20 protein-coding genes are annotated in these 23,379 nt (G+C 60.7%); 17 read left to right on the top strand and 3 right to left on the bottom strand.

The window, feature by feature from the left end:
- Positions 1-2 precede the first annotated feature (2 nt).
- From nuoK to HMPREF3039_RS13715, 6 genes are all read left to right on the top strand, one after another.
- Complete coding sequence (nuoK, locus tag HMPREF3039_RS06455; RefSeq protein ID WP_067571636.1) at positions 3-320, top strand: NADH-quinone oxidoreductase subunit NuoK; 318 nt, start codon at positions 3-5, stop codon at positions 318-320.
- 24 nt (positions 321-344) lie between these two features.
- Entirely contained in the window at positions 345-2,177 is a 1,833-nt protein-coding gene (nuoL, locus tag HMPREF3039_RS06450) for an NADH-quinone oxidoreductase subunit L (RefSeq protein WP_067571634.1), read from the top strand.
- A gap of 21 nt (positions 2,178-2,198) precedes the next feature.
- Positions 2,199-3,623, top strand: a complete 1,425-nt coding sequence (locus HMPREF3039_RS06445; protein ID WP_067571633.1) for a complex I subunit 4 family protein — start codon at positions 2,199-2,201, stop codon at positions 3,621-3,623.
- A 46-nt stretch (positions 3,624-3,669) separates the two neighbouring features.
- The gene (locus HMPREF3039_RS06440) at positions 3,670-5,052 is read left to right on the top strand and encodes an NADH-quinone oxidoreductase subunit N (RefSeq protein ID WP_067571631.1); all 1,383 of its coding nucleotides are present in this window, start codon (positions 3,670-3,672) and stop codon (positions 5,050-5,052) included.
- A 348-nt stretch (positions 5,053-5,400) separates the two neighbouring features.
- The gene (locus HMPREF3039_RS06435; RefSeq protein ID WP_067571629.1) at positions 5,401-6,288 is read left to right on the top strand and encodes a DUF3472 domain-containing protein; all 888 of its coding nucleotides are present in this window, start codon (positions 5,401-5,403) and stop codon (positions 6,286-6,288) included.
- Positions 6,289-6,290: 2 nt separating this feature from the next.
- Positions 6,291-6,443 carry a hypothetical protein gene (locus tag HMPREF3039_RS13715; protein WP_156469846.1) on the top strand — a complete coding sequence of 51 codons (153 nt, stop codon included), beginning with the start codon at positions 6,291-6,293 and terminating at the stop codon, positions 6,441-6,443.
- A gap of 167 nt (positions 6,444-6,610) precedes the next feature.
- On the opposite strand, the gene HMPREF3039_RS06430 is transcribed toward HMPREF3039_RS13715, so the two are convergent.
- Both HMPREF3039_RS06430 and sufT read right to left on the bottom strand, forming a co-directional pair.
- Positions 6,611-7,084, bottom strand: a complete 474-nt coding sequence (locus HMPREF3039_RS06430) for a hypothetical protein (RefSeq protein ID WP_067571627.1) — start codon at positions 7,082-7,084, stop codon at positions 6,611-6,613.
- A gap of 4 nt (positions 7,085-7,088) precedes the next feature.
- Positions 7,089-7,634 carry a putative Fe-S cluster assembly protein SufT gene (sufT, locus tag HMPREF3039_RS06425; RefSeq protein ID WP_067571626.1) on the bottom strand — a complete coding sequence of 182 codons (546 nt, stop codon included), beginning with the start codon at positions 7,632-7,634 and terminating at the stop codon, positions 7,089-7,091.
- A 317-nt stretch (positions 7,635-7,951) separates the two neighbouring features.
- Here sufT and HMPREF3039_RS06420 point away from each other — a divergent pair, with 317 nt between their 5' ends.
- Together HMPREF3039_RS06420 and HMPREF3039_RS06415 are read left to right on the top strand one after the other, a co-directional pair.
- Positions 7,952-9,727 carry a peptidylprolyl isomerase gene (locus HMPREF3039_RS06420; protein ID WP_082770074.1) on the top strand — a complete coding sequence of 592 codons (1,776 nt, stop codon included), beginning with the start codon at positions 7,952-7,954 and terminating at the stop codon, positions 9,725-9,727.
- Between the two features lie 152 nt (positions 9,728-9,879).
- The gene (locus tag HMPREF3039_RS06415; RefSeq protein WP_067571622.1) at positions 9,880-11,244 is read left to right on the top strand and encodes a POT-type proton-dependent oligopeptide transporter; all 1,365 of its coding nucleotides are present in this window, start codon (positions 9,880-9,882) and stop codon (positions 11,242-11,244) included.
- 358 nt (positions 11,245-11,602) lie between these two features.
- On the opposite strand, the gene HMPREF3039_RS06410 is transcribed toward HMPREF3039_RS06415, so the two are convergent.
- Entirely contained in the window at positions 11,603-12,547 is a 945-nt protein-coding gene (locus HMPREF3039_RS06410) for a polyprenyl synthetase family protein (protein ID WP_197483321.1), read from the bottom strand.
- Positions 12,548-12,814: 267 nt separating this feature from the next.
- Here HMPREF3039_RS06410 and larC point away from each other — a divergent pair, with 267 nt between their 5' ends.
- The 9 genes from larC to HMPREF3039_RS06365 all read left to right on the top strand — a co-directional run bounded on the left by larC (position 12,815) and on the right by HMPREF3039_RS06365 (position 23,337).
- Positions 12,815-14,044, top strand: coding sequence for a nickel pincer cofactor biosynthesis protein LarC (gene larC, locus HMPREF3039_RS06405; RefSeq protein ID WP_082780677.1), 1,230 nt, complete (start codon positions 12,815-12,817; stop codon positions 14,042-14,044).
- Complete coding sequence (larE, locus tag HMPREF3039_RS06400) at positions 14,016-14,831, top strand: ATP-dependent sacrificial sulfur transferase LarE (RefSeq protein WP_067571616.1); 816 nt, start codon at positions 14,016-14,018, stop codon at positions 14,829-14,831. Before larC ends, larE begins: the two co-directional genes overlap by 29 nt.
- Positions 14,828-15,583, top strand: a complete 756-nt coding sequence (gene larB, locus HMPREF3039_RS06395; RefSeq protein WP_067571614.1) for a nickel pincer cofactor biosynthesis protein LarB — start codon at positions 14,828-14,830, stop codon at positions 15,581-15,583. Before larE ends, larB begins: the two co-directional genes overlap by 4 nt.
- A gap of 75 nt (positions 15,584-15,658) precedes the next feature.
- Complete coding sequence (locus tag HMPREF3039_RS06390; protein ID WP_231863864.1) at positions 15,659-17,149, top strand: glycoside hydrolase family 10-like protein; 1,491 nt, start codon at positions 15,659-15,661, stop codon at positions 17,147-17,149.
- A gap of 218 nt (positions 17,150-17,367) precedes the next feature.
- Positions 17,368-18,012, top strand: coding sequence for a superoxide dismutase (locus HMPREF3039_RS06385; protein ID WP_067571731.1), 645 nt, complete (start codon positions 17,368-17,370; stop codon positions 18,010-18,012).
- 149 nt (positions 18,013-18,161) lie between these two features.
- Positions 18,162-19,253, top strand: a complete 1,092-nt coding sequence (locus HMPREF3039_RS06380; protein ID WP_067571612.1) for an adenylyltransferase/cytidyltransferase family protein — start codon at positions 18,162-18,164, stop codon at positions 19,251-19,253.
- 9 nt (positions 19,254-19,262) lie between these two features.
- On the top strand, positions 19,263-20,828 hold the full coding sequence (murJ, locus tag HMPREF3039_RS06375; RefSeq protein ID WP_067571610.1) for a murein biosynthesis integral membrane protein MurJ: 1,566 nt from the start codon (positions 19,263-19,265) through the stop codon (positions 20,826-20,828).
- Between the two features lie 170 nt (positions 20,829-20,998).
- Positions 20,999-22,165, top strand: coding sequence for a pyridoxal phosphate-dependent aminotransferase (locus HMPREF3039_RS06370; protein WP_067571608.1), 1,167 nt, complete (start codon positions 20,999-21,001; stop codon positions 22,163-22,165).
- A gap of 302 nt (positions 22,166-22,467) precedes the next feature.
- The gene (locus HMPREF3039_RS06365) at positions 22,468-23,337 is read left to right on the top strand and encodes a hypothetical protein (RefSeq protein WP_147549535.1); all 870 of its coding nucleotides are present in this window, start codon (positions 22,468-22,470) and stop codon (positions 23,335-23,337) included.
- Positions 23,338-23,379: the final 42 nt, after the last annotated feature.

The raw sequence follows: 23,379 nt of genomic DNA, 5'->3' as shown, positions 1-23,379 counted from the left end.
TCATGATACCTCTTACGCATTATCTGATCCTCTCCGGCATTCTGTTTGCCATCGGCCTGGTGGGGGTGATCGTCCGGCGCGACATCATCGTCATTTTCATGTGCCTGGAAATGATGCTCAGCGCGGCCAACCTTTCCCTGGTGGCCTTCTCCCGGGCCCAGGGCTCCATGGGACTGCCCAACTATGACGGCCAGTCCCTGTCCATCTTCGTCCTGACCATCGCCGCGGCGGAAGTGGCCATCGGCCTGGCCCTGATCGTTTCCCTGTACCGCGCGCGGCGCACGGCCAGCACCCAGGACCTCCATACGCTGAAAGACTAAGAGCAACCCGAACCTCACACGAACATGTTAGACATCGACATCCAATATACCTGGCTCCTGCTCTTTCTGCCCCTGGTCGTGGCGGCTTTCAACTGGTTTTTCCTGACTAAGCGCGCGAACGTGGCGGCCCTCACCTCCACCTTCTCCTGCCTGGTCACCTTCGTTCTTTCCCTGGCCCTGCTGGACAAGACCGGAACGGATGCCTTCACCTGGCTTTCCATTTCCAGCGTCTTCTCCATTGACCTCGGCTTCGTGCTGGACCCCCTGTCCACGCGCATGATGCTGGTGGTCACGGGCATCGGCCTGCTGGTGCATATCTTCTCCCTGGGATACATGGCGGATGACAAGGCCAAGGCCCGCTACTTCGCCTGCCTGAGCCTGTTCATGTTCTCCATGACGGGCATCGTCCTGGCCAGCAACATCGCCATGACCTTCATCTTCTGGGAGCTGGTGGGCCTTTCCTCCTACCTGCTCATCGGCCACTGGTACACCAGGTCAGCCGCCGCGGACGCCGCCAAGAAGGCCTTCATCTGCAACCGCGTGGGGGACTTCGGCTTCCTGATCGGCATTCTGACCCTCTGGGCGCTGACCAATACGCTCAATTTCAGCCTGATGGAAATGCCCGCCGGCATCAGTGAAACCCTGCTGAACATCACGGTGCTGTGCCTGTTCTGCGGCGCGGTGGGCAAGTCCGCCCAGTTCCCGCTGCACGTGTGGCTGCCGGACGCCATGGAAGGCCCCACCCCCGTTTCCGCCCTGATCCATGCCGCCACGATGGTCGCCGCCGGGGTGTACATGATGGTGCGCGTCCAGCTCTCCATCGGCGTGGAAGCGTTCCCCTCCCTCTCCTGCGACGTGATCGCCATCATCGGCGCCATCACGGCCATCATCGCCGCCTTCATGGCAACCCAGCAAAACGACATCAAGCGCGTGCTGGCCTACTCCACCCTGTCCCAGCTCGGGTACATGGTCATGGCCCTGGGACTGCTGGCCGGGGAAGCGGCCATGTTCCACCTGTTCACCCACGCCTGGTTCAAGGCGCTGCTCTTCCTCGGAGCGGGCGCCATCATCTTCGCCTGCCACCATGAGCAGGATATCTGGAAGATGGGCGGCATCATGAAGCGCATGAAGCTGACTTCCCTGACCTTCATCATCGGCACCATGGCCCTGATCGCCATTCCGTTCACGTCCGGCTTCTTCTCCAAGGAAGCCATCCTGGAAGCCGCCCTGCACAAGAACCCGGTGTTCTTCTGGATCGGCGGCGGCGTGGCCCTGCTGACCACCTTCTACATGATGAGGGTCATCTTCGTGGTCTTCTTCGGCAGGGAACGCAGCCACAGCGCGGAACACGCGCGGGAAGTGGGCGGCGTCATGCTCATTCCCCTGCTGATCCTGGCCGTGCTCGCCGTCATCTCCGGCTACGGCTTCATCGCGGACAGGCTGGTTCCCTTCAACGGCTTTGCAGTGGCGGACTTCCACATGGGCATGCCCTTCTACGTATCCATGGGCGCCCTCGTCCTGGGCATTCTGCTGGCGGCCGTGTTTTATGCGGGCTCTCCGGCCTCCGACAAGCTCTCCGGCAACGCCGTCTCCCGCGCCCTCGCCAACCGTCTCTACATCGACTGGTTCTACGACAAGGTGCTCGTTAAAGGCGTGCAGGGCATTCTGGCCTCCGTCATCGACTTCATCGACCAGTTCATCATTTCCGGCCTCATCGTGGGCGGCCTGGCCCGGCTCACCGCCGCCGTCGGATCCCTGCTCCGCCGCCTGCAATCCGGCAACATGGCCGCCTACACGGTCCTGTTCGGCGTCGGCCTTCTTCTGGTTATTTACTTCACCGTCTTCTATTCCTGCTAACCTCCCAACCAATCACACACCATGCTTATCTGGCTTGTTCTCATTCCTCTGATTGCCTCAGCCCTCATCGGTCTGTGCAAGGCGCCCGCGCGCCCGACGGCCCTGCTCAGCGCAACGCTGACGCTGGCCCTGGGCATCTGGGCCCTGGTTAGCTTTGACGACTGCGCTTCCTGCTGGTCCCGCTTCCAGGGGCTGGACCTCCAGCTGACCCTGGCCCCCGCCATGGCCAAGGTGATGCTGCTGCTGACCATCCTGGTCACTTTCGCCACGGTCCTGGGCACCAATCCTCCCAAGGGAGGGGAAGCCTCCTGGTACAATTCCGCCCTGCTGATCTCCGCGGGCGCCACCGGGGCCTTCCTGTCCAACAACATCATTTCCTTCTTCGCCTTCCATGAACTGGCGCTGATCCCCACCTTCGTGATGATCGGCCTGTACGGCAGGGGGGACAAGCGCACCACCGCCTGGCGCGCCACCCTGTACCTGGGGCTGGCCTCCATGGTGTTGCTCGCGGCCCTGCTGATGATCGGAACGCAGGCCGGGTTCACCTTCTCCGGCCTCCAGGACTTCATCCAGAGCGGACAGCCCCTGGAAAATGCGGAACTGATCGGCGCCCTGCTGATCGCCGGATTCGGCACCCTGATCTCCCTGTTCCCGTTCCATTCCTGGGCCGCCCCCGCCTATGCCTCCGCCCCCGCTCCGGTGGCGATGATGCACGCGGGCGTTCTGAAAAAATTCGGCCTGTACGGCCTGTTCATGTTCCAGCCCCTGATGGAAGCGGGCTTTCTGCCCTGGACGAACATCCTGCTTGTCCTGCTGGTGTGCAACGTGATCTGGGTGGGCTACGTGACGGTGAACCAGAAGCGGCTGGACCTGCTGCTGGGCAACTCCTCCGTGATGCACATGGGCTACATCTTCCTGGCCTTCGCCGCCCTGATCGTATCCGGTTCCGCGGAAGCCAACCCCTGGGCCGTGAAAGGAGCGGCCCTGCTGATGCTGGCCCACGGCCTTTCCATCGCCCTGCTCTTCATGCTCTGCGGCCAGATTGAAAAGCAGACCGGCACGCTGGAAATCAATTCCCTGGGCGGCCTGGGAACCAGGCTGCCCCGCATGGCCTTCGTCTTCGGCCTGGCGGGCATGGCCTCCATCGGCCTCCCCGGCCTGGCGAACTTCCCGGGCGAGTTCATGGTCTTCTTCTCCGGTTTCGCCGGGTTCGAGAACGGCTTCGGCCCCGTGCAGATCGCCACGATCCTCTGCCTGTGGGGCCTGGTCATCGGCGCCGTGTACATGCTGAGGGCCTACCGCAACATCTTCCAGGGCGACCTGTCCAAGGCCGCCGCCTACGCGACGGAACTGCTGCCCGCCGAACGCGCGGCCAACTACTTCCTGGTCATCACCCTGGTCGTCTTCGGCTTCCTGCCGGACCTGGTTCTCCAATTCTTCTCCTGATCATCCCCTGAATACAATCCAAGCTTAACCTGATCTTCTTTTACCCATGCAAGCGTACATTCCGGAATTCATCCTGGCCGGCCTGGCGATGATCCTGCTCCTGGCTGAAACTTTCTTCAAGAAGGCTCCCAAATTCGTCTTCGGCCTGATCGGGGCGGCGGGCGCCCTGGCGATGCTTCCCTTCTACATGGAAAGCCTCTACGCCAATACCTACATCATCCTGGCCCTGGTCGCCACGGCGATCACCCTGCTCCTTTCCGTGGACTTCCGCGCCGTCATCAACCTGTCTTCCAACGACTCCAAGACGCAGGACGGCACCGGGGAATTCTACATCCTGCCGCTGCTCGCCTGCGTGGGGATCACTTCCCTGTGCAAGGCCGCCAACCTGGTGGAACTCTTCGTTTCCCTGGAAGTGCTCACGCTGAGCTCCTTCATCATGGTGGGCTATTTCCGCCGGAACCTCGGCTCCACGGAAGCGGGCATCAAGTATCTGATCCTGGGAGCCGTCAGCACGGGCTTCCTCGTCTTCGGCCTGGCATGGTACTTCGGCATGACCGGCACCTTTGAATACAACCACGCCATCGTCATGGCCGCCCTTTCCGGACAGACGGCACCGGGCATGTTCTTTGCCCTGGCCCTGCTCCTGCTCGGCACCGCCTTCAAGATCGGCGCCGTTCCCATGCAGTTGTGGATTCCGGACGTGTACCAGGGCGCACCCACCCCGGTGACGGCCTTCCTCTCCGTAGCGTCCAAGGTGGCGGGCTTCGCCCTGCTGAGCATCATCCTGGCGCCCTTCGCCGGCATTCCCGCCGTCCAGTTCGTCATCGCCCTGATGGCCGCGGCCACGTTGCTGGTGGGCAACCTGGGAGCCATTCCCCAAACCAACCTGAAACGCCTGATGGGGTATTCCTCCATCGCTCAGGCCGGCTTCATCCTGCCCCTCTTCATCGGCACGGTGAAGGGGCAGCTGGCACCCAACGCGCCCTTCTATTTGGCGGTGTACCTGGTCATGACCTTCGGGGCCTTCTTCGCACTCGCCATGATCCGAACCCAGCGCGGCAGCGAGGAAATCTCCGCCTTCCGGGGCCTGGGCAAAACCAATCCCCGCCTGGCCCTCGCCATCACGATCATGTTCGCCTCCCTGGCAGGCGTTCCGCTGACGGCCGGCTTCTTCGCCAAAATGATCTCCTTCGTCCACGTCATCAACACGGGCCTGTACCTGAACTGGATGCTGCCCATCATGATCATCTGCGCCGCCGCAGGCTTCTATTATTACTTCAAGGTCATCCGCTCCATGTACTGGGACAAGCCGGAAGAAGGCATGGAACCCGTGCAGGTGCCCGTCATCTCCGGCGTGATGCTGGCGGCCTTCTCCGTCTTCATCGTGATCGGCGGCCTGATGCCCCTGTTCATCAACCCGATCCGTTAAAAACCTTCCTTCCGTTCATCATCCTGTGAAGGCCGCTTCCGCATCCTGCGGAGCGGCCTTTCCTTTCTTCCTCCGGCGGGAACGCCGTAGCCTTTTGAAATGGCTGGAAGGAATGGAGCGGAAACGAATGAAATGTTTGACGGCCTTTCAGCCATAAAATTTTCATTGCCGGAAAAACCCGCGTCTTCTCCATCTTCAGACGGCGCACCATGCCGGAAAAACCCTGAAAAAAACGGAAAGGCGTGAGAGATTGAATAAAACGGAAACGTAATTAGTCCGTACTAACCATGCACCGCGGAGCGCCCGAACGGGCGTGCCCGGAGCAAACCGTCAACACCAATCATTCCCATGCGTCTTTTTTCCGCAACAGCCGTCGTCTGCGCCTCCCTGCTTGCCGCAGTATCATTCGTCCACGCCCAGTCCCCGGAAGTTCTGGCGAAGCGGCAATGCCGCTCCGTGCATATCAGGCAGGACGGCCATCCGGCCCAGGCGGCCGCCCTGTACAACGAGGTGAAGGCCCGCACCTCCGTTCCCGGCACTTATTTCTGCGCCATGAACTTTGACGATGGCTACATCGGCTTCCAGGAACAGTCCAACGGCAGAAAAGTGATTATTTTTTCCATCTGGGACCCGGTTTCCCACGGAGACAACCCCAACAGCGTCCCGGAAGAAGAACGCACCAAGCTGCTGAAGCTGGGAGAAAACGCCAGGGCCGGACGCTTCGGCGGCGAGGGGACGGGCGGCCAGAGCTTTGTGGATTATCCCTGGGAAGTGGGGGAAAACATGCGCTTTCTCGTCTGCATCAAAAAAATGGGGGCGTTCAAGGAAATCAGCGGCTTTTACTTCAATAACAAGACCAACTCCTGGGACCTCATTTCCAAGTGGAAAACCCATTCCTCCAAAAAGGAGCTTTCCTACTCCGTAGGGTTTGTGGAGGATTTCATGCGCAATTTTGAATCCGCCAAGAAAGCGCGCGGCGCGTTCTTCGGTCCCGGCTTTGCGTACAAGGACGGCAAATGGTTCCCCAGCACCGGCGTTACCTTTACGGGCGACCCCACCCCCTCCACCAACGTCATGGCGGAAATCCAGCCGAACGGTTCCGTCCTGCTCCAGACGGGCGGCGAAACGGTGATGACGGATTTCAAGCTGTTTGAAAGCCGCCCCCTGCCTCAGGATGTAAGGCCTGTACCGCCCGGTGAAGACGTCACCCGGCTCGTGCAGGAGCACATCAAATAATTATGTCCCTTACCGGCTGGCTTACGATGATTTTTTCCATCAGCGGTGTTCTGACCGCCGCTGTATGGGCTTATTACAAAGTGCTCTCCACTCCCCGGGAGACGGAACACCTGCTCAGTCCCACCCCGCCCCTGCCGGAAGACCCGGACCAGTAAACCAGTCCATACGGGAGAGCGAGGAACAGGCAGTTTCCAAAAGCTCGGCGTCCATGCGCAGAGTTTCGCAAAAGAGGGCTTCTCACATCCGTGAGGCGTCCTCTTCTTCCAACGGGAGAAGGACAAAGAGAGAAGGACAAAGAGAGAAGGAGAAAAAAGAGGCCGTTTTACCCATCCGAAGGAGGGAGGATGAAGCCCAGGCGGTCAATGCCGTATCTGGCGCATTCCTGCCACAGGGATTTTTCCAGGGCCTCCGCGGTATGGCGGCGCTCTTCCTCCGACATGTTCTCAAAGTATTCCGGTCCCAGGTGTTCGCTGATGGCCTTGTCCGCCATGCGCGTCACCAGGTCCGCCCAGAAGACGTTGTCCCGGTATTCGTCCAGACAGTCCTGGTAAAAGGCGTTTTCCTCATATTCCCGGGTAAAGGCGTAGGCTCCCAGATCCTCCGCATAGGCAATGCGCCCTTTCAGTCTGGGGGTTTCCGACAGGTCCTTCATCAGGCGGGAGATGAGCTTTCCCCACGCCACCAGGCCTCCCTCCGCTCCGTCCTGCTGGTTGGCGGCAGCTACGGCAGCGGCGGTTGAAAGCATTTCCGCCAGATGCCGCGCCTCTTCGTCGGATAATTTCAGAGTAACCGGCATGGGATCAAATCAGTCCGAGTTTCATTTTCCCTTCCTCGCTCACCATTTCCTGGTTCCACGGAGGGTCCCAGACCATGTCCACATCCGCGGCTTCCACGCCTTCCAGGGCTTCAATGCGGTCCTTGGCCTCCATCACCAGGTGGGGCCCCATGCCGCAGCCGGGGGCGGTAAGGGTCATCTTCACGGCCACGTGATGCAGGCCGTTTTCCAGTTCCGTCACGGTTACGTCGTAAATCAGGCCCAGGTCCACGATGTCCACGGGAATTTCCGGATCGTAAATGCATTTGAGCGTGTCCCAGACGCGTTCCTCAAGTGTGGCGTTCTCGTCCAGTCCGGCCGTTTCCTGGGAATTTTCCACGGGTTCGGCGCCCAGCGCGTCCGCGTCTTCCCTGGAAATGCGGGCCAGGCCGTAGTCCGTAGCCACGGTATAGGTGCCGCCCAGAATCTGGGTGATGTACACGCGCTCCCCTTCCGGCAGGGTAAGCACATCCCCGCTGGGGATCTGCACCGCCGTCACTTCTCTTTTGAGTTCTACTACCTGGTTCAGCATAAATCCTTGCGTTTAAAAGGCCGTCCGGCTGCGGACATGCGCAGCGCTCTGCGGAAGACGGCCGCTGCCGCCCGGTTCCGTCCGCGCACGGAAAACATACGGCGTATTTGCACTACCGTCTAGGTCAAATACTGTTCTGCCCCTGCCCGGAACATTCTTCATGACAGGAAAGCGCATGCCGCAATGTTTTGGAAAAGCCGCCGGAAGCGGAAAGCTTCGTACTTGCCTACCCGTATGAAAAGGTGTAAAAGGTCCGGGCTGTCCAGACTGCCGTCAGTCCGGGACCGGTGACACACGCATATTCAACATCATATTCCATGTTAGATTTTTTACGCAAACATACAATCGTCATCATGGCGGCCATGGCCCTGGTGTTCGTGGGCCTCATGTTCATCGGCGGGGACGTAAGCGGCGGTTCCCTGTCCGGCATGTTCAAGCAGACTTTCGTGACCGTGGACGGAAAGTCCTACGGAGAAAAGGATTACGTGAATATGGGTCAAACGGGCCGCAACCTGGCCTATTCCTTCTCCTCCAGCTTCGCGCCCCTGCTTCAGAACCACTTTGCCACGGAACAGGATTTGCGGAATATCTGCTACCTGATGAAGACCAATAATCCCAATGCCGCCTTCCTGGCCTACCGCGGCATCATCCGCCGGGAGGCGGAACGCCTAGGCCTCACTCCCAGCAATGCGGAGATTGACGAAGCCATCTGCAACATTCCGGAATTCCTGGATGACAAGGGCGTGTTCGATCCCAAGAAGTACGACGATTTCATTTCCATGCGCGGCAACCAGGGCAAGAAGCTCCAGGAAGAAATCCTGCGCGGCCTGATGGGAGACACCATGAGCCTGGTGCGCATTGAGGATGTCATCGCCGGCGGCGCTGCCGTGGAATCCAATTTTGCCCAGGCCGTGGCGGAATCTGAAAACCAGCAGATCACGATCAACACCGCCTTCCTGGAAAAGAGCGCCTTCCGCCCCAAGACGGATCCCGGTGAAGAGGAAATCAAGACGTTCTGGGACAAGCACAAGGAGAATTACAAGAATGAGGAAGCCCGCTTCTTCACCGTATATACCTTCACTCCGGAAGGAGATGCCAAGGCTCCCAAGCCCGGCGACATTTCCAACGCCACCATGGAAACCATGAACCTGGTGGAAAACGACATCTGGGAACCCCTGAACGCCACCAACGGAAGAAACATGGACCAGACCATCGGCGAAGCCCTGGCCAAGACTCCCAACGTGTGCAAGATGGAGAAGAAAACCTACGCGGCCGTTACCCGCAAGAACGCGCCGGAAGAAATCAACCAGCCCATCAACCAGTCCGCTTCCGACGGACGCAGCGCCACCCTGCTGGACGTGGTCTTTTCCCTGACCGGCGCACCGGCCCTGAACGCCGATGCAGACGCCAAGGCCATTGAAGAAGCGCGCGCCAAGTCCGGAGCCGAACAGATCAGCACCATGCAGGTTCTGGAAGACGGCCAGGTGGTTCTGGTGAAGCTGGAAGGCATCACTCCCGTGAAAGCCCTGCCCTACGACATGGCGCGCAACAGCGCGCGGGCGGACCTGCTGGACACCATGACCGAGGAATCCCTGAACAAGGCGGCCTCCGAACTCAGGACGGAACTGGACAAGGCCCCGGACGCCATTGAACAATTCAATGCCATTGCCTCCAAGGCAGGGGCGAAAACCGCCGCTTACGGCCCCTTCATCAATCCGAACATCCTTCTCAACAGCATTTACAGCCAGAACGCGAAGAGTCCGGAAGAATTCCAGGCCATCATGGACCAGGCCATGAGCTCCCGTCTGGCTCCTCCCAAGGAGCTTCCCGTTCCCCTGGAAGTTTTCGGAGCCAGCGCTCTCATCAATCCCGGGAAAATGGCCCAGCCCATCGATACGGGGGACGGAATCCTGCTGGTCCAGCTGGTCAAGCGCGAACTGGAAGATACGCCCGAATTCCAGATCAAGGCCACGCAGCAGTATGCACCCGTTCTTTCCGCCCAGACCAGGGCCATGCTGATGATGGACTGGCTGAAAGCCTGCATCGCCAAGTACAAGGTGGAAATAGCCCCCATCGCCAACCAGCAGCGCTAACCCTCCCCGGTCATGACTGCCGCCGTTTCGCATCCAGCCCTGGTCTGCACGCGGCGCATTGCATCCCGGCACCGTTTTCATGATGGCCCTCTTCCAGGGGCCATCATTTTTATTGCCCTTTCCGGCACTTTCTGACAACCGTCCTCCACCCCATGAACGCCCTTCCCTCCCAGTCCAGGTTCATCATCGGCACGGAAGCCTGCGAACGCTTCAGCTTCTACGGCATGAAATCCATCCTGATGCTGTACATGACCGGCCACCTGCTGATGAGCGAGAACTGGGCCACCTCCACGCTGCACATCTTCGTGGGCATGGTGTACCTGCTGCCGGTGGCGGGAGCATGGCTGGCGGACAAGGTATGGGGACGGTACAAGACCATCCTGTACATTTCCCTGCTTTACTGCGTGGGACACGGGGTGCTGGCCACCGCGGACCTGTTCCACACCATTGAGGCGCGCCGCTACATCCTGATGGCGGGCCTCTTGATCATCGCCCTGGGGGCCGGCGGCATCAAGCCGTGCGTTTCCGCCTTCATGGGGGACCAGATTCCGGACAAGTCCCCGCGGCTGATGACCAAGGCGTTCAACGCCTTTTACTGGGCCATCAACCTCGGTTCCTTCTTCTCCTTCCTGGTGATCCCGGCCATGGAACAGCATTACGGCTACAGCTGGGCCTTTGCCGTGCCAGGCATCTTCATGGGGATCGCCACCTTCGTTTTCTGGCTGGGACGCCGCAAATACAACAAAATACCGCCCTCACGGAGTGCAAGCCGCGGCGGCTTCTGGCAGGTGCTCTTTACCGTCCTTTTCCGCGGGGGCTGGAACAAGGCAACCCTGGTTTGCGGGGAAAACGCCGTTACGGACACGCGGCACATCCTGAAAATCCTTTCCATCTTCGCGTTCGTCATCCCGTTCTGGTCCATTTTTGACCAGACGGCTTCCTCCTGGGTGGCCCAGGGCAACAACATGATTCCCATCTCCATTCCCCTGCCGGGTTCCGGAACATGGTCCATCGGCCCGGAGGAGATACAGGCGGCCAATCCCGTTTTCGTGATGATTTTCATCCCGCTCATCACCGTTTTCGTTTATCCGAACGTGGTGAGGCTCGCCAAACCGCTTGTCCGGCTCGGCACGGGCATCGCCCTGAGTTCCGTCACTTTCCTGATCGTGGCGTGGCTTCAGCACAGGCTGGAGTCGGGAGCCGTCATGTCTATTGCCTGGCAGCTCATTCCCTACTGCGTGCTGACGATTTCCGAGATTCTGGTCAGCACCACCGGCCTTGAATTCGCCTATACGCAGGCTCCCCTCCATTTAAAAAGCGTCATCACCAGCTTCTGGAACCTCACCATCTTTGCCGGGAACATGCTGGTGGCGGCCATCACGTTCTTCCTTTCCAACGGCCAGGCTTCCAACGCCATTTCCACAGACCGCTTCCTGCTGTACTCCGCCCTCGCCGGGATCGTAGCCGTGGCCTACTTCTTCCGGGCGCGCCGGTACGGGGCAACAGACCCGGCATAAACCCTATCCGGGTTCCTCCAATACAAAGCATTGCGGGCTTCTTCTCCGCCAAGCCGGGCCTTGCCCTCGCCGCGGCAGGGCTCCCAATTGCCTGCGGCACCCGTCAACCGTGCGTTGCGGATTCCGGCAACATCCGGGAACCGTGGAACCGTTGCCGAGGCACAGGGAAGCCGCCTTGTCTCATTCCTTCGCCCGGTTTCTTACGGCAGAGAATGAGGCAAAAAGGGTACAGGCCGGTAAAAACAGGTCGAAAGAATCCGTCCGTCCCCGAAGCACCGGGAAAGGACAGGAAGAGGAAAAAACAAGGCTCAACGGAAGGAAGCCATTCCGTCAACGGCCGGCCGCCGCGGTTGCGGCGTCAGGATATTCTGCAATCGTTGAGCAGTTCGTCCATGTAGAAGGTCATTTCCGCCAGGGCTTCCCGGTATTCCGTCTGCGGCAGGAGCCACAGGATTTCACGGGCGGCCTCGTTTTTCTCCAAGGCCACCTGGATCGCCTTGTCCAGGGATTCCGCAAAGACGGGGTTGTCATGGAATTCGGAATAATCCACCGCTTCCCGGTTTTCAATAGCGTCGCGCAGGGTAGCTTCCACATTCCTGTCGCCGCATTCCAGCAGATTGAAGATGGGGAGGGTCAGCTTGCCCTTTCCGGCGTCCGTATGAAGGGTCTTGCCGGCATCGTCCTCATCACCCACCATGTCCAGGCAGTCGTCGTAGATCTGATACGCCACGCCCAGCAGATCGCCCAGCTGGTACAGGGATTCCTCCACTTCCGGGGAAACACCGGATATCCAGCCCGCGCCGCCCGTGGCGGCGGAGAACAGGGAGGCGGTCTTCTTGCGGATGATTTCAAAGTATTCCTCGCGCGTCATGCTCAGGTCGTACAGCCGGCTGGACTGCGCCACTTCCCCCTGGCAGACGTTCCTGACGGTCTGCGCAAGCTTGCGGCAGAATTCCGTGCTGCCGAATTCGGTGCCCAGCACCATGGCGTGGGAGAAGAGAACGTCCCCCAGCAGCACGGCCAGGCTGTTGCCCCACAGGGCGTTGGCCGTGGCTTCGTCCCGGCGCTTGTCGGCCTCGTCAATCACGTCGTCATGCACCAGGGAGGCCAGATGCACCATTTCCAGCAGCGCGCCCAGGCGGATGTGCTCCGGCTTGATTCCTCCCGTGGCCCCGCCCACCAGCAGCGTCAGCGCGGGCCGCAGCATCTTGCCCTTTGACTGGCAGACGGTTTCCATGTAGTCGGTGACTTCGGGATCAAAACATGCTGCCTGGGCTTCCACAAATTCAGAGACCTGCTTCAACTCCGGCTTGATCAACTGGAGATAATGCTTCTGGGATCGTAATTTCGAAAAGAACGGAATGGACATGATATGGGAACGAGGGACGCGCTGTCAGCGCTGGGGAATTGTTGCATATTTAGAGTTCTCTAGCAACGTATTTCACGGAATATCCGTGCATGAACAGACAGGATTTTTCCGAAACGCCGTCACGGAAACCCTGAAAACCGATGAACGATAAGGCTCATTTTGACCTTGAGCGCGGGCATTTTCCTTTTACACTACCTTGTCATGAGAGTCTTGGTCTATGATTGCAGCGCAGGCATCAGCGGAGACATGAATCTGGCCGCCCTGATCGACCTGGGCGCGGACCGGGATATTCTGGAACGGGAATTGTCCAAATTGAACGTTCACGGGGAGTGGAAGCTGGAATGCCGCCGCGCCGCGCAGGCCGGCATCCACGGCACGCGGGTTGACGTGCTGGCCCATGAACACGGCCATTCCGGCCACAGTCACGAACACCACCACCGGACGATGGCGGATATCAGGCGCATCATCACGGAAAGCGAGCTTCCGGATGCTGTACAGAAGACGGCTCTCTCCATTTTTTCCCTGCTGGCGGAAGCGGAGGCCCATGTGCACGGCACTACGCCGGACCAGGTGCATTTCCACGAAGTGGGCGCCGTCGATTCCATCATCGACATCGTGGGCGCGGCCATCTGCCTGGACCTGCTCCGTGCGGATGCCGTTTTTACGGGCCCCGTGGAGCTGGGCGGCGGCCGCGTCACCTGCCAGCACGGCGTGATGCCCGTTCCGGCACCCGCCACCGCGCTGCTCGCGCGCCATTTCCAGTCCACCCTGAACGGCACGCCGCATGAGGCGACCACGCCCACCGGGGCCGCCTACATCGCCGCCGTGGCACAGCCCGCGCCTTCCCCGCTTTCCGGCCGCATCACCGCCTCCGGCTACGGCATCGGCCACAGGCAAGGCCTGCCTCTCCCGAACATCCTCCGGGTGATGCTGGTGGAGACGGAGGAACAGGATACGGCCACGGAACGCCTGACGGAACTGTGCGCCAACATAGACGACATGACGCCGGAACAGACCGCCTACCTGGCGGAAAAGCTGATGGAGGCGGGCGCCCTGGACGCATGGCAGGAGTCCATCTGCATGAAGAAGGGACGCCTGGCATTCAAGATCTGCGCGCTGTGCCTGCCGGAACATGCGGACCGGGTCAGAACCGCCTTTTTCCGGAACAGCAGCACACCGGGCATCCGCCAATATGACGCCTGCCGCCACATCCTGCGCCGGGAATGCTCCGCCGTGCAGACCCGCCACGGCACGGTAGGCGTAAAGACCTCCTTCATGAACGGACGGCCCCACCACCGGAAGGCGGAGTTCGAGGATTGCAAGGCCCTGGCGGAAGCGACCGGGCTGCCGCTGGAAGAATGCCAGATGATGGGGCTTTTCCCCCACGACGACCGTGACAACCATGACGAGTCCCGCCAAGATTCCCTTTGAACGGCTGCGCTCCGTCCTGCTCCCCATGGAGCACGTCGCCGTCGCCCTGTCCGGAGGACTGGACAGCAGCGTGCTGCTGGCTGCCGCAGCCGATATTCTGGGCGCGGACTGCTGCCTGGCTCTGACGGCGGAAACACCCTACGTCATGCGGGAGGAACTCCGGGACAGCGCCGCCCTGTGCCGCCGCCTGGGCGTCAGGCAGGAAAAACTGGCCTTCCCCATTCTTCCGGAGATTGCGGAAAATCCCCCCCTGCGCTGCTACCTGTGCAAGCGCGCCCTGTTTTCCGCCCTGGCCGGGCGGGCCGCGGAGCTTGGTTTTCCCCGGATGGCGGACGGGTCCAACACGGACGACCTGGGCGACTACCGGCCGGGACGCAAGGCCCTTGAAGAACTCGGCATTATCAGCCCCTTTCTGGAAGCGGGAATGGGCAAGGCGGACATACGCCTTCTGGCCCGCTCCCTGAACCTGCCGGAAGACATCAGTGAAAAACCGGCCTATGCGTGCCTGATGACGCGCCTGGAACACGGCCGCCCCGTTACGGAAAGCCTGCTGCGGCGCGTGGACGAGGCGGAAACCTTCCTGCGCTCCCTGGGGCTGAAGGGCTGCCGCGTCCGGGTGCATGGAGAAGACCTGGCCCGCATTGAGCTTCCCGGCCCGGAACTCGGCCTGTTCCGCCAGGGCGGCCTGTCGGAAGCCGTCGTGAACCGTCTCCGCGCCCTGGGCTTCCGTCACATCACCCTGGACCTGGAAGGGTATTCCCGGGGAAGCATGAACAAACCGTCATGAACAACATCACCGCCATCCTGCGCCAGCTTGAGGAAGGCCGCCTTTCCACGGAAGAGGCGGCGGAAAAGATCAGGGCCGCGGCGTCCCCCGCACTTTCCCATACGGACATCGACTACGACCGCCTGGAACGCACGGGATGCCCGGAGGTAATCTACGGAGCGGGCAAGACGCCCGTCCAGATTGAAGAAATAGCCCGCAACCTGCTGGACGCCGGGCAGAACGTGCTGGCTACCCGCCTGAATGAAGACGCCTTGCTCCATCTTTCCGGGGCCTTTCCGGAAGCGGACATGCATCCGGAGGCGCGCCTCATGCGCATCATCGCCTCCCCCGCTCCGCAGGCGGCGGGCTTCGTCGGCATCGTCAGTGCGGGCACGTCCGACCAGGCGGTGGCGGAAGAAGCCGCATTGACGGCGGAATTCCTGGGAAGCCGGGTGCGCCGCTACCGGGACTGCGGCGTGGCGGGGCTGCACCGCCTGGTGTCCCATCTGGATTCCATCCGGGAGGCCACCGTCCTGGTGGCCGTGGCGGGCATGGAGGGAGCGCTCCCCAGCGTGCTGGCGGGCCTGGTGAAGGCTCCCGTGATCGCGGTGCCCACCAGCGTGGGGTACGGGGCCAACTTCCGCGGCGTGACCACGCTGCTGGCCATGATGAATTCCTGCGCCAACGGCGTTTCCGTGGTCAATATAGACAACGGCTTCGGCGCCGGATTCAACGCCCACCTCATCAACAGCCTCGCTTCCAGCGCGCGGTGACCGGAGAGGCCGCCGCGCGTTCCATGACGGAACCGCCGGTATCTGTCATGGACAGGCATGCCCGATGGGCGTTAAATGGACGCACAGCATCCCCGCCACCAGATCATGACCTTATCCCCCCTTTTCCACGGCCTGGCCTGTTCCCTGCTTGCGCTGACGGCCCAGGCCCTGGCCTGGCAGCCTTCCGGAGAAACCGTGCCTCCCGCCCCGCAGGAGTTCCGCGCCGCATGGATTTCCACCGTCCACAACATCGACTGGCCCTCCCGTTCCGGCCTTTCCGGCGCCGCCCAGCGCTCGGAACTGCTGAATATCCTGAACACCTGCGCCCAGTTGAAGCTGAACGCCATGTTCCTCCAGGTGCGTCCGAACGCGGACGCCCTGTACCGTTCCTCCCTGGAGCCCTGGAGCCAGTGGCTTTCCGGCCCCGGCGTCAACCCGGGCTACGACCCCCTGGCCTTCGCCATTCAGGAGGCCCACCGCCGCGGCATTGAACTGCACGCGTGGTTCAACCCCTTCCGCGCCAAGGCGAACGTGAACCACGCCGTGGGCCGCAACCACATTTCCCTGACGCGGCCGGACCTGATGAAGCGCAGCGGCTCCGTGCTGCTGATGAACCCCAGCGCCTCCGCCTCCCGCGACCACGCCATGAAAGTCATCCTGGACGTCGTGCGCCGCTACGACATCGACGGAGTGCATCTGGACGACTACTTCTACCCCTACCCCGCGCCGGGCAGAAGCTGGACCCCCGGCAGCTTCGGGGACGGCAAGTCGCCCTCCCAGCGGCGGGCCTACATTGACGACTTCGTGCATGACATGTACAAGTCCGTCAAATCCTCCAAGCCGTGGGTGCGCGTGGGCATCAGCCCGTTCGGCATCTGGCGCCCGGGCGTGCCTGCAGGAATCGAGGCCGGAGTGGATGCCTACGAGCACCTGGCCTGCGACGCCCGCAAATGGCTTTCCAAAGGATGGGTGGATTACCTGGCCCCGCAGCTTTACTGGCGGTGCAGCCCGGCCAAGCAGAGTTTCCCGGCCCTGATGCAGTGGTGGGCCGCCCAGAACACGGGCCGCCCGGTCTGGCCCGGCATCGCCACGGCGCGCATCATGAGCAGCGAGGACCCGGGCCGCCCCGCCTCGGAAATCGCCGCGCAGGTCAACTACTCCCGCTCCCTGGCCCGCAACGCGCCGGGGCAGTGCTTCTGGAGCGTCAAGTCCATCATGAGGAACGCCGGGGGCATCCAGCGCTACCTGAACAAGCTGTACCCCTCCATGGCCGTTCCCCCGGCCATGCCGTGGTGCGGCGCCGGAACGCCCGGACAGCCGCAGAATTTCACGGTGGCGGACAACGGCTCCACGGTGACCCTTTCCTGGCAGCCTTCCGGCAATCCCGTGCGGAAATGGGCCGTTCAGGCGCGCTACGGCAGCCAGTGGGCCACCCGCATCCTGCTGCCCGGCGGCCAGACCCGCGTGACGCTGCCCAAATCCTTTCTGGGAGATGCCGGTTCCATCGCGGTACGGGGCGTAAGCGCGTACGGAGCGCAGGGGCCCGCGGCCGCCGTCAGGAGATAGCCGCCGCGGCTTTTCCGCCAGTCTTACGTAGAAAACGGGAAAAACAATTTCAAAGAAGTTTTTTGAACGCTTCCAAATCCACCTATGTCCAAACTTCCATGAATTCCCATGGTGCGGACATGAAAAGAAGGCGCTTTCTCGCGCTTTCCTCACTGGCGGCATTGGGAACGATCAGCCAGGCCCGGGCAACAGGGCCATTCATACAACAACAGCACAAGATGACTAAGAAGCAAAATCCCTCCACGGTCGGTTATGCCGACGGCAAGTACGTATTACCCCCCCTTCCGTACGCCTACGATGCCCTTGAACCCCTGATGGATGAGAAGACGGTGCGCATTCATCACGACAAGCACCACGCGGCCTATGTCGCCGGCGCGAACACCGCCGCAGAAAAGCTCCGGGAAATTGCAGACGGCAAGCTGGACGCCTCCGCCACCACCAACTGGGTGCGCTCCCTTTCCTTCAACGTTTCCGGCCACGTCCTCCATACCATTTTCTGGACCAACATGACCCCCGATCCCAAGAAGGAGCCCCAGGGTCCCCTGATGGACGCCATCAAGGAAAAATTCGGCTCCCTGGACGGCATGATGAAGGAATTCAAAGCCGCGGCACTGGGCGTGGAAGGCTCCGGCTGGGGCATTCTGGGCGTGGACCCCATGAGCAAGACGCTGGTGATCTGCGGGGCGGAAAAGCACCAGAACGTGGAAATTCCCGGCCTGGTGCCCATCCTGGTCTGCGACGTGTGGGAACACGCCTATTACCTGAAGCACCAGAACGCCAGGGCCAACTATATTGAAGACTTCTGCCGCCTCATCAACTGGGACGACGTGGAAGGACGCTACAAGGACGCCATGGCCTCCTGACCCGGCGCATACATCCCGATCTTTTTTTCAACGGTACGGACGTTTAACGGTCCGTGCCGTTTTTTTATATGCTGTTTCCCGGCTCTTGCATCTTGAAAAGGGATGAGGCATACTGCCGCGAGCTGATTATCTAACACCACCCACGTTGCATGAAAAAAGTTTTCGTCTCAGGTTGCTATGATATCGTCCATGCCGGACACATCCAGTTTTTTGAAGAAGCCCGCGCCCTGGGGGACTATCTGATCGTTTCCTTTGCCTCGGAACCCGTGCTCTGGCACCACAAGCAGCGCAAGCCCTCCATTCCGGACGAACACAAGAAGGTTCTTCTGGAAAGCCTGCGGATGGTGGACAAGGTCATCCTGGGCACGGGCATGAAGAAGGGGCTGGACTTCGAGGAGGAATTCCTGGCGGAAAAACCGGATATCCTGGCCGTGACGGAAGACGACCTGTACGGCCCCATCAAGAAGGAGCTGTGCTCGCGCGTAGGAGCTCAATACGTGGTCCTTCCCAAGACACCGCCCAAATTCGCCCCCGTTTCCACCACCATGCTGGTCAACCGGATCAAGGCTCCGTCCTCCGTGCCGCTCCGCGTGGACTTTGCCGGAGGATGGCTGGACGTTCCCCGTTACGCCAGAAAAGACGCCTATGTGGTCAACTGCGCCATCACCCCGATGGTTTCCCTCTGCGAGTGGCCTTATGAAAAGCGTTCCGGGCTGGGCGGCAGCGGCGCGTGGGCCATGCTGGAAGGACGAGACCCCGTGGCTTCCGAGCTGGCGCTGGGCGTCGGCTGGCAGGACCCCGCCGTGATTGCGGAAACGGGCCTGTGCGTATGGCGCTCCGGCAGTTCCCCCGTGCTGGACATGAAGGGCACCGGAGACTTTCTGGAGGGAAGGATGGCCATTCTTTACACGGGTTCCGAACACGACACCCCGAAAATGGCGGACGAACGCCGGGATTACGTGCGCATTGCCCAGTCCTCCCTAATCGCCCGCACGGGCGCCCTGGAACACAACATCCACACCCTGGCCGCAGGCGTGGCCCTGTATTACAGCGTCCAGCTTGACGAAGGCATGATCCCCCTTCCGGACATTCCCAACGCCCTGGCGAAGAAATACCTGGGCGGCGGCTACGGCGGCTATGCCCTGTACCTGTTCTCCTGCCGGGACGACCGTGACCAGGCCGTGAAGGACCATCCGGACATGAAGCGCGTGGAACCGTATTGCCGCCAACTGTTCAAGTAATCTTTTGCCATGTCCCTGATGCGGAACAGCCTGGTCGCCTCCGGCGCCATCTTCGCATGCCGCCTGACCGGCATGGCCAGGGAAATCGTGTACACCTCCCTGTTCGGCGCCACGGGCGCGCTGGACGCCTTTTATACGGCCTTCCGCATTCCCAACCTGCTCCGGGACCTGTTCGCGGAAGGAGCCCTTTCCCAGTCCTACACCAGCGTGGCCTCCAAAACCCGGGAGGCGGAGGGGGACGCCGCCGCCTGGGAGCTGACCAACAAGGTGGCCACCCAGCTTTCCACGCTGATGGTCGCCATCGTCACGCTGGGCATCCTGTTTGCCGGCCCCATCATGGAAGCCCTTTACAGCGGGGACCATTCCGTGACGGACCAATTGTTCGCCACGGACCTGAGCCGCCTCATGTGGCCCTTCATCGGCTTCGCTTCCCTGTCCGCCCTGGTGATGGGCGCGCTGAACATGGTGGGCGTCTTCGGACTGCCCATGCTGGCCTCCGCCGCCTTCAACGTCACGTCCATCCTGCTGGGCCTGCTGATCGGCTGGTTCATTGACCCCTCCTTCGGTCCCAAAGCCCTGTACGGCTTTGCCTGCGGGGTGACGCTCGGGGGCATGGCCCAGATTGCCGTGCAGCTTCCCAAACTCCGCAGAACGGGTTTCCGCTGGAAGCCCAACTTCCAGTGGAACGACCCTAAAATCAAAAAAATCTGGGGTCTGATGCTGCCCTCCGTGCTGGCCTCCGGCGTCACGCAGTTCACCATTTTCATCAATACGGGCTTTGCGCTGAACCTGCAAAAAGGGTCCGTCACCGCGCTGACGACGGCATTCCGGCTCTGGCAGCTCCCCGTCGGCCTCTTCGGCGTGGCTACCGGAATGGTCGTGCTCCCGGCCGTCTCCCGCATGATGGTGGGGGATGGGAGGAAGGAAGTGGCGGCCCACATCGCCAAGGGACTGCGGCTGGTGGCGTTCTTCGCCGTTCCGGCCTTCCTGATCCTGTACATCCTGGGGACGGAATTCGTCTCCTCCGTGTACCAGTGGGGGCGCTTCAACCAGGATGCCGTGCGCTACACGGGAGAGGTGCTGGGTGCCTACTCCCTCGGCCTGCTGGGCTACGCCGGTACCAAGGTGGTGCAGCCCGTCTTCCTGGCCCTGGAAAAGCGCTGGGTCCCCCTCATCGCAGCCGCCGTGGCGCTGGCCATCAGCATCGGCCTCAACTACTACTTCGTGTACGTGCTGCATAAAAATGCGGCGTGGCTGGCATTCACCACCTCCGTGGTCACCACCTTCAACTTCCTTTTCTACTTCCTTTACCTGCGCCGCCAGCTCGGCGGCATGGACGGGAAGACGCTGGTTTCCGGCCTCGTGAAAATCCTGGCGGCGGCGGCCCTTCTGGGGGCGGTCTGCTGGGCCGGAAAAACGTGGTTTCTCCAGGGCTTCCTGGACTGGTCCTTCCCGGCAAGGGTGCTGGGCATTTCCCTGGTCTGCGGGTGCGCCGGCATCATTTACCTGCTGGCCGCCTTCCTGCTGAAAACGCCGGAACTTGATGCGGCACGGGCCAAACTCATGAAACGCTGACCCCGGCATTTCCCATCCGGAAAAGGCCGTACGCCCCGGCGGAGGAAAAAGAACGGCCCTTGCAAGCATTCTCCTTGCCAGAGCTGCGCTCAGTGAGTAAAGTTCTCCCGCTTAAGCGGAAAATAGCCTGTTTTCCGCGCCGGCATTCAAAAATCTACGATCTCACCACAATGGACATGATTTCCCCCAGCATTGCTGCATTAACCCCTTCCCTGACTCTCAAGGTGACCAACCGTGCCAAGGCCATGAAGGCCGCCGGTGAAGAAGTTTACGGTCTGGCGGGCGGTGAACCGGAAATGGACACCCCCGACAACATCAAGCAGGCAGCCATCACCGCCCTGAACAATGGCGCCACCAAGTACACCCCTTCCGCCGGCCTTCCCGCACTGCGCCAGGCCATCGCCGACAAGCTCAAGAGAGAAAACAACCTGGAATACGATCCTTCCCAGATCACGGTGGGAGCGGGCGCCAAGCACGCCTGCTTCAACGCCATCATGGCCACCGTCTCCGAAGGGGACGAAGTCATCATCCCGGCTCCCTACTGGGTCAGTTATCCGGAAATGGTCCGCATGTGCGGCGGTGTCCCCGTCATCGTGGAAACCACTCCGGAAAACGGCTGGAAGCTGACGGCTGAACAGTTTGAGGAAGCCATGACCCCCCGCACCAAGATGGTCATTCTCACCACGCCGAACAACCCGACCGGAGCCGTTTATTCCGAAGAGGAACTGCGCGCCCTGGGCGAAGTGGCCGTGAGCGAGGACATCCTCATCCTGGCGGACGAAATTTACGAACACCTCGTGTACGGGGACGTCAAGCACGTCAGCATCGCCTCCCTCAGCCCGGAACTGTACGACCTGACCATCACCATCAACGGCTTCTCCAAGGGCTACGCCATGACCGGCTGGCGCCTGGGCTACTCCGCCGCCCCGGCGCCCATCGCCAAGGCCATCCAGATGATTCAGGACCACACTACGTCCAACGTCTGCACCTTCGCCCAGTACGGCGGCATTGAGGCCCTTACCGGAGACCAGAGCTTCATCAGCGACATGCGCGACGAATACGACATGCGCCGCCAGTACGTCTATTCCCGCCTCAGCGCCATCCCGAACGTCAGCGTCGTGGAACCCCAGGGCGCCTTCTACTTCTTTGTGGACACCAGCAAGCTGGGCCTCACCTCCCTGAACCTGTGCGACAAGCTCCTGGAACGCTACAAGGTGGCCGCCGTTCCCGGCATCGCCTTCGGCAATGACAAGGGCATCCGCATCAGTTACTGCACCACACTGGACATTCTGAAGGAAGCGCTGGACCGCTTTGAAGAATTCTGCAAGGCGCACTAAGCGCTGACCCAGCTATTTACCACTTTTCAAGGACCGCCTCCTTCATGGGGCGGTCCTTTTTGTTGCAAACGGGAAATACGATTCCGCCGCTCTGCAATTAAATACACAGTACCAACATATTTTTGGCTTCATTGACATTGGAATGCATGACAGGCTATCATAAGTACCGTTCCCGTTATTCGCCTTTCTGCCTTTGAACGCCAGCTTTATCAATATTTCCTTCATGGGACGGGCGGAAGAGCCGGAAGGATTCACCCCCATGCATATCCCGGGTAAACTGCTGATAAGGTCCCATGCCCCGCATGCCAACTCTGCCACTTCTCCATAACCCTTTTTACAACGCCATGAACCATTCCTGCCTCTGCTTCCTGCCATACCTTCCTTTCCTGCTATCTTCTCCCTGTTCAGCCTCTCCGCCCCAGAAACGGTTCCCCCTCCCCTCCGTCATCAGCAATCCGGACAAGCGGAATCCGGAACTCCTCCGGCTTCAGAAGCTGCTGGACAGCGGCCAGCTTATCCTGTTTTACCGGGGGGCCGACAAGATGCGGAAAGAAGCTAAACGCTACAGGAAGAAGGACGTGACGCCCCAGGAACTGACGGACGGACTCTTTCTGTGTTACATGATTGCCAAGGCACCGTTCCTTGACCTCAGCGACTACAACAATGTCGAATGGGTTTCCGAGCATACTGATCTGGATCACACCGTAAAAGAATTCATGTCCAACAGCATCCCGTTCATCGCCCTGACGGACAAAAACAGCAAACTCCCGAACAAGGAAGAAGCCCTGCGGCTTTATTTAAGCGCCGCCGCGCTGGTGATCAAACAATTCCACAGCCAGGTGGACTACGCTTTTAAAGCTACGGAGATTTGCGCCGACATGCTCATTGATTACGCCTCCGACATGTCCGGCGAGCAGGAAACCAGGCTGTTCAACACCACAAGCGCTCGCGGAGCGAGAAGCAACAACGCCCAGTACATCATCAAAAGCAAGGAACGCGGATTCATCAGGGAATTGATGACCTGCTTCCCGACCAAGGCACGGGAAGTCAGAAAATACCTCAACCTGGCCGGGTATGAAGACAAGGAAATTCCGGCCTTGCTGAACAGAACCGTTGGAAGGGTTCCGGAAGCTGGCTACTTGTACAAGGGTTTGCCTGAACGAAGGGAATAAAAAAGGCGGCATCCTCCGGGTTGACATAAAAAAGCGCGTGAT

It is taken from the genome of Akkermansia sp. KLE1798 (assembly GCF_001580195.1).
Classification (GTDB): domain Bacteria; phylum Verrucomicrobiota; class Verrucomicrobiia; order Verrucomicrobiales; family Akkermansiaceae; genus Akkermansia; species Akkermansia biwaensis.
This window is presented reverse-complemented; position numbering and strand designations above follow the sequence as displayed.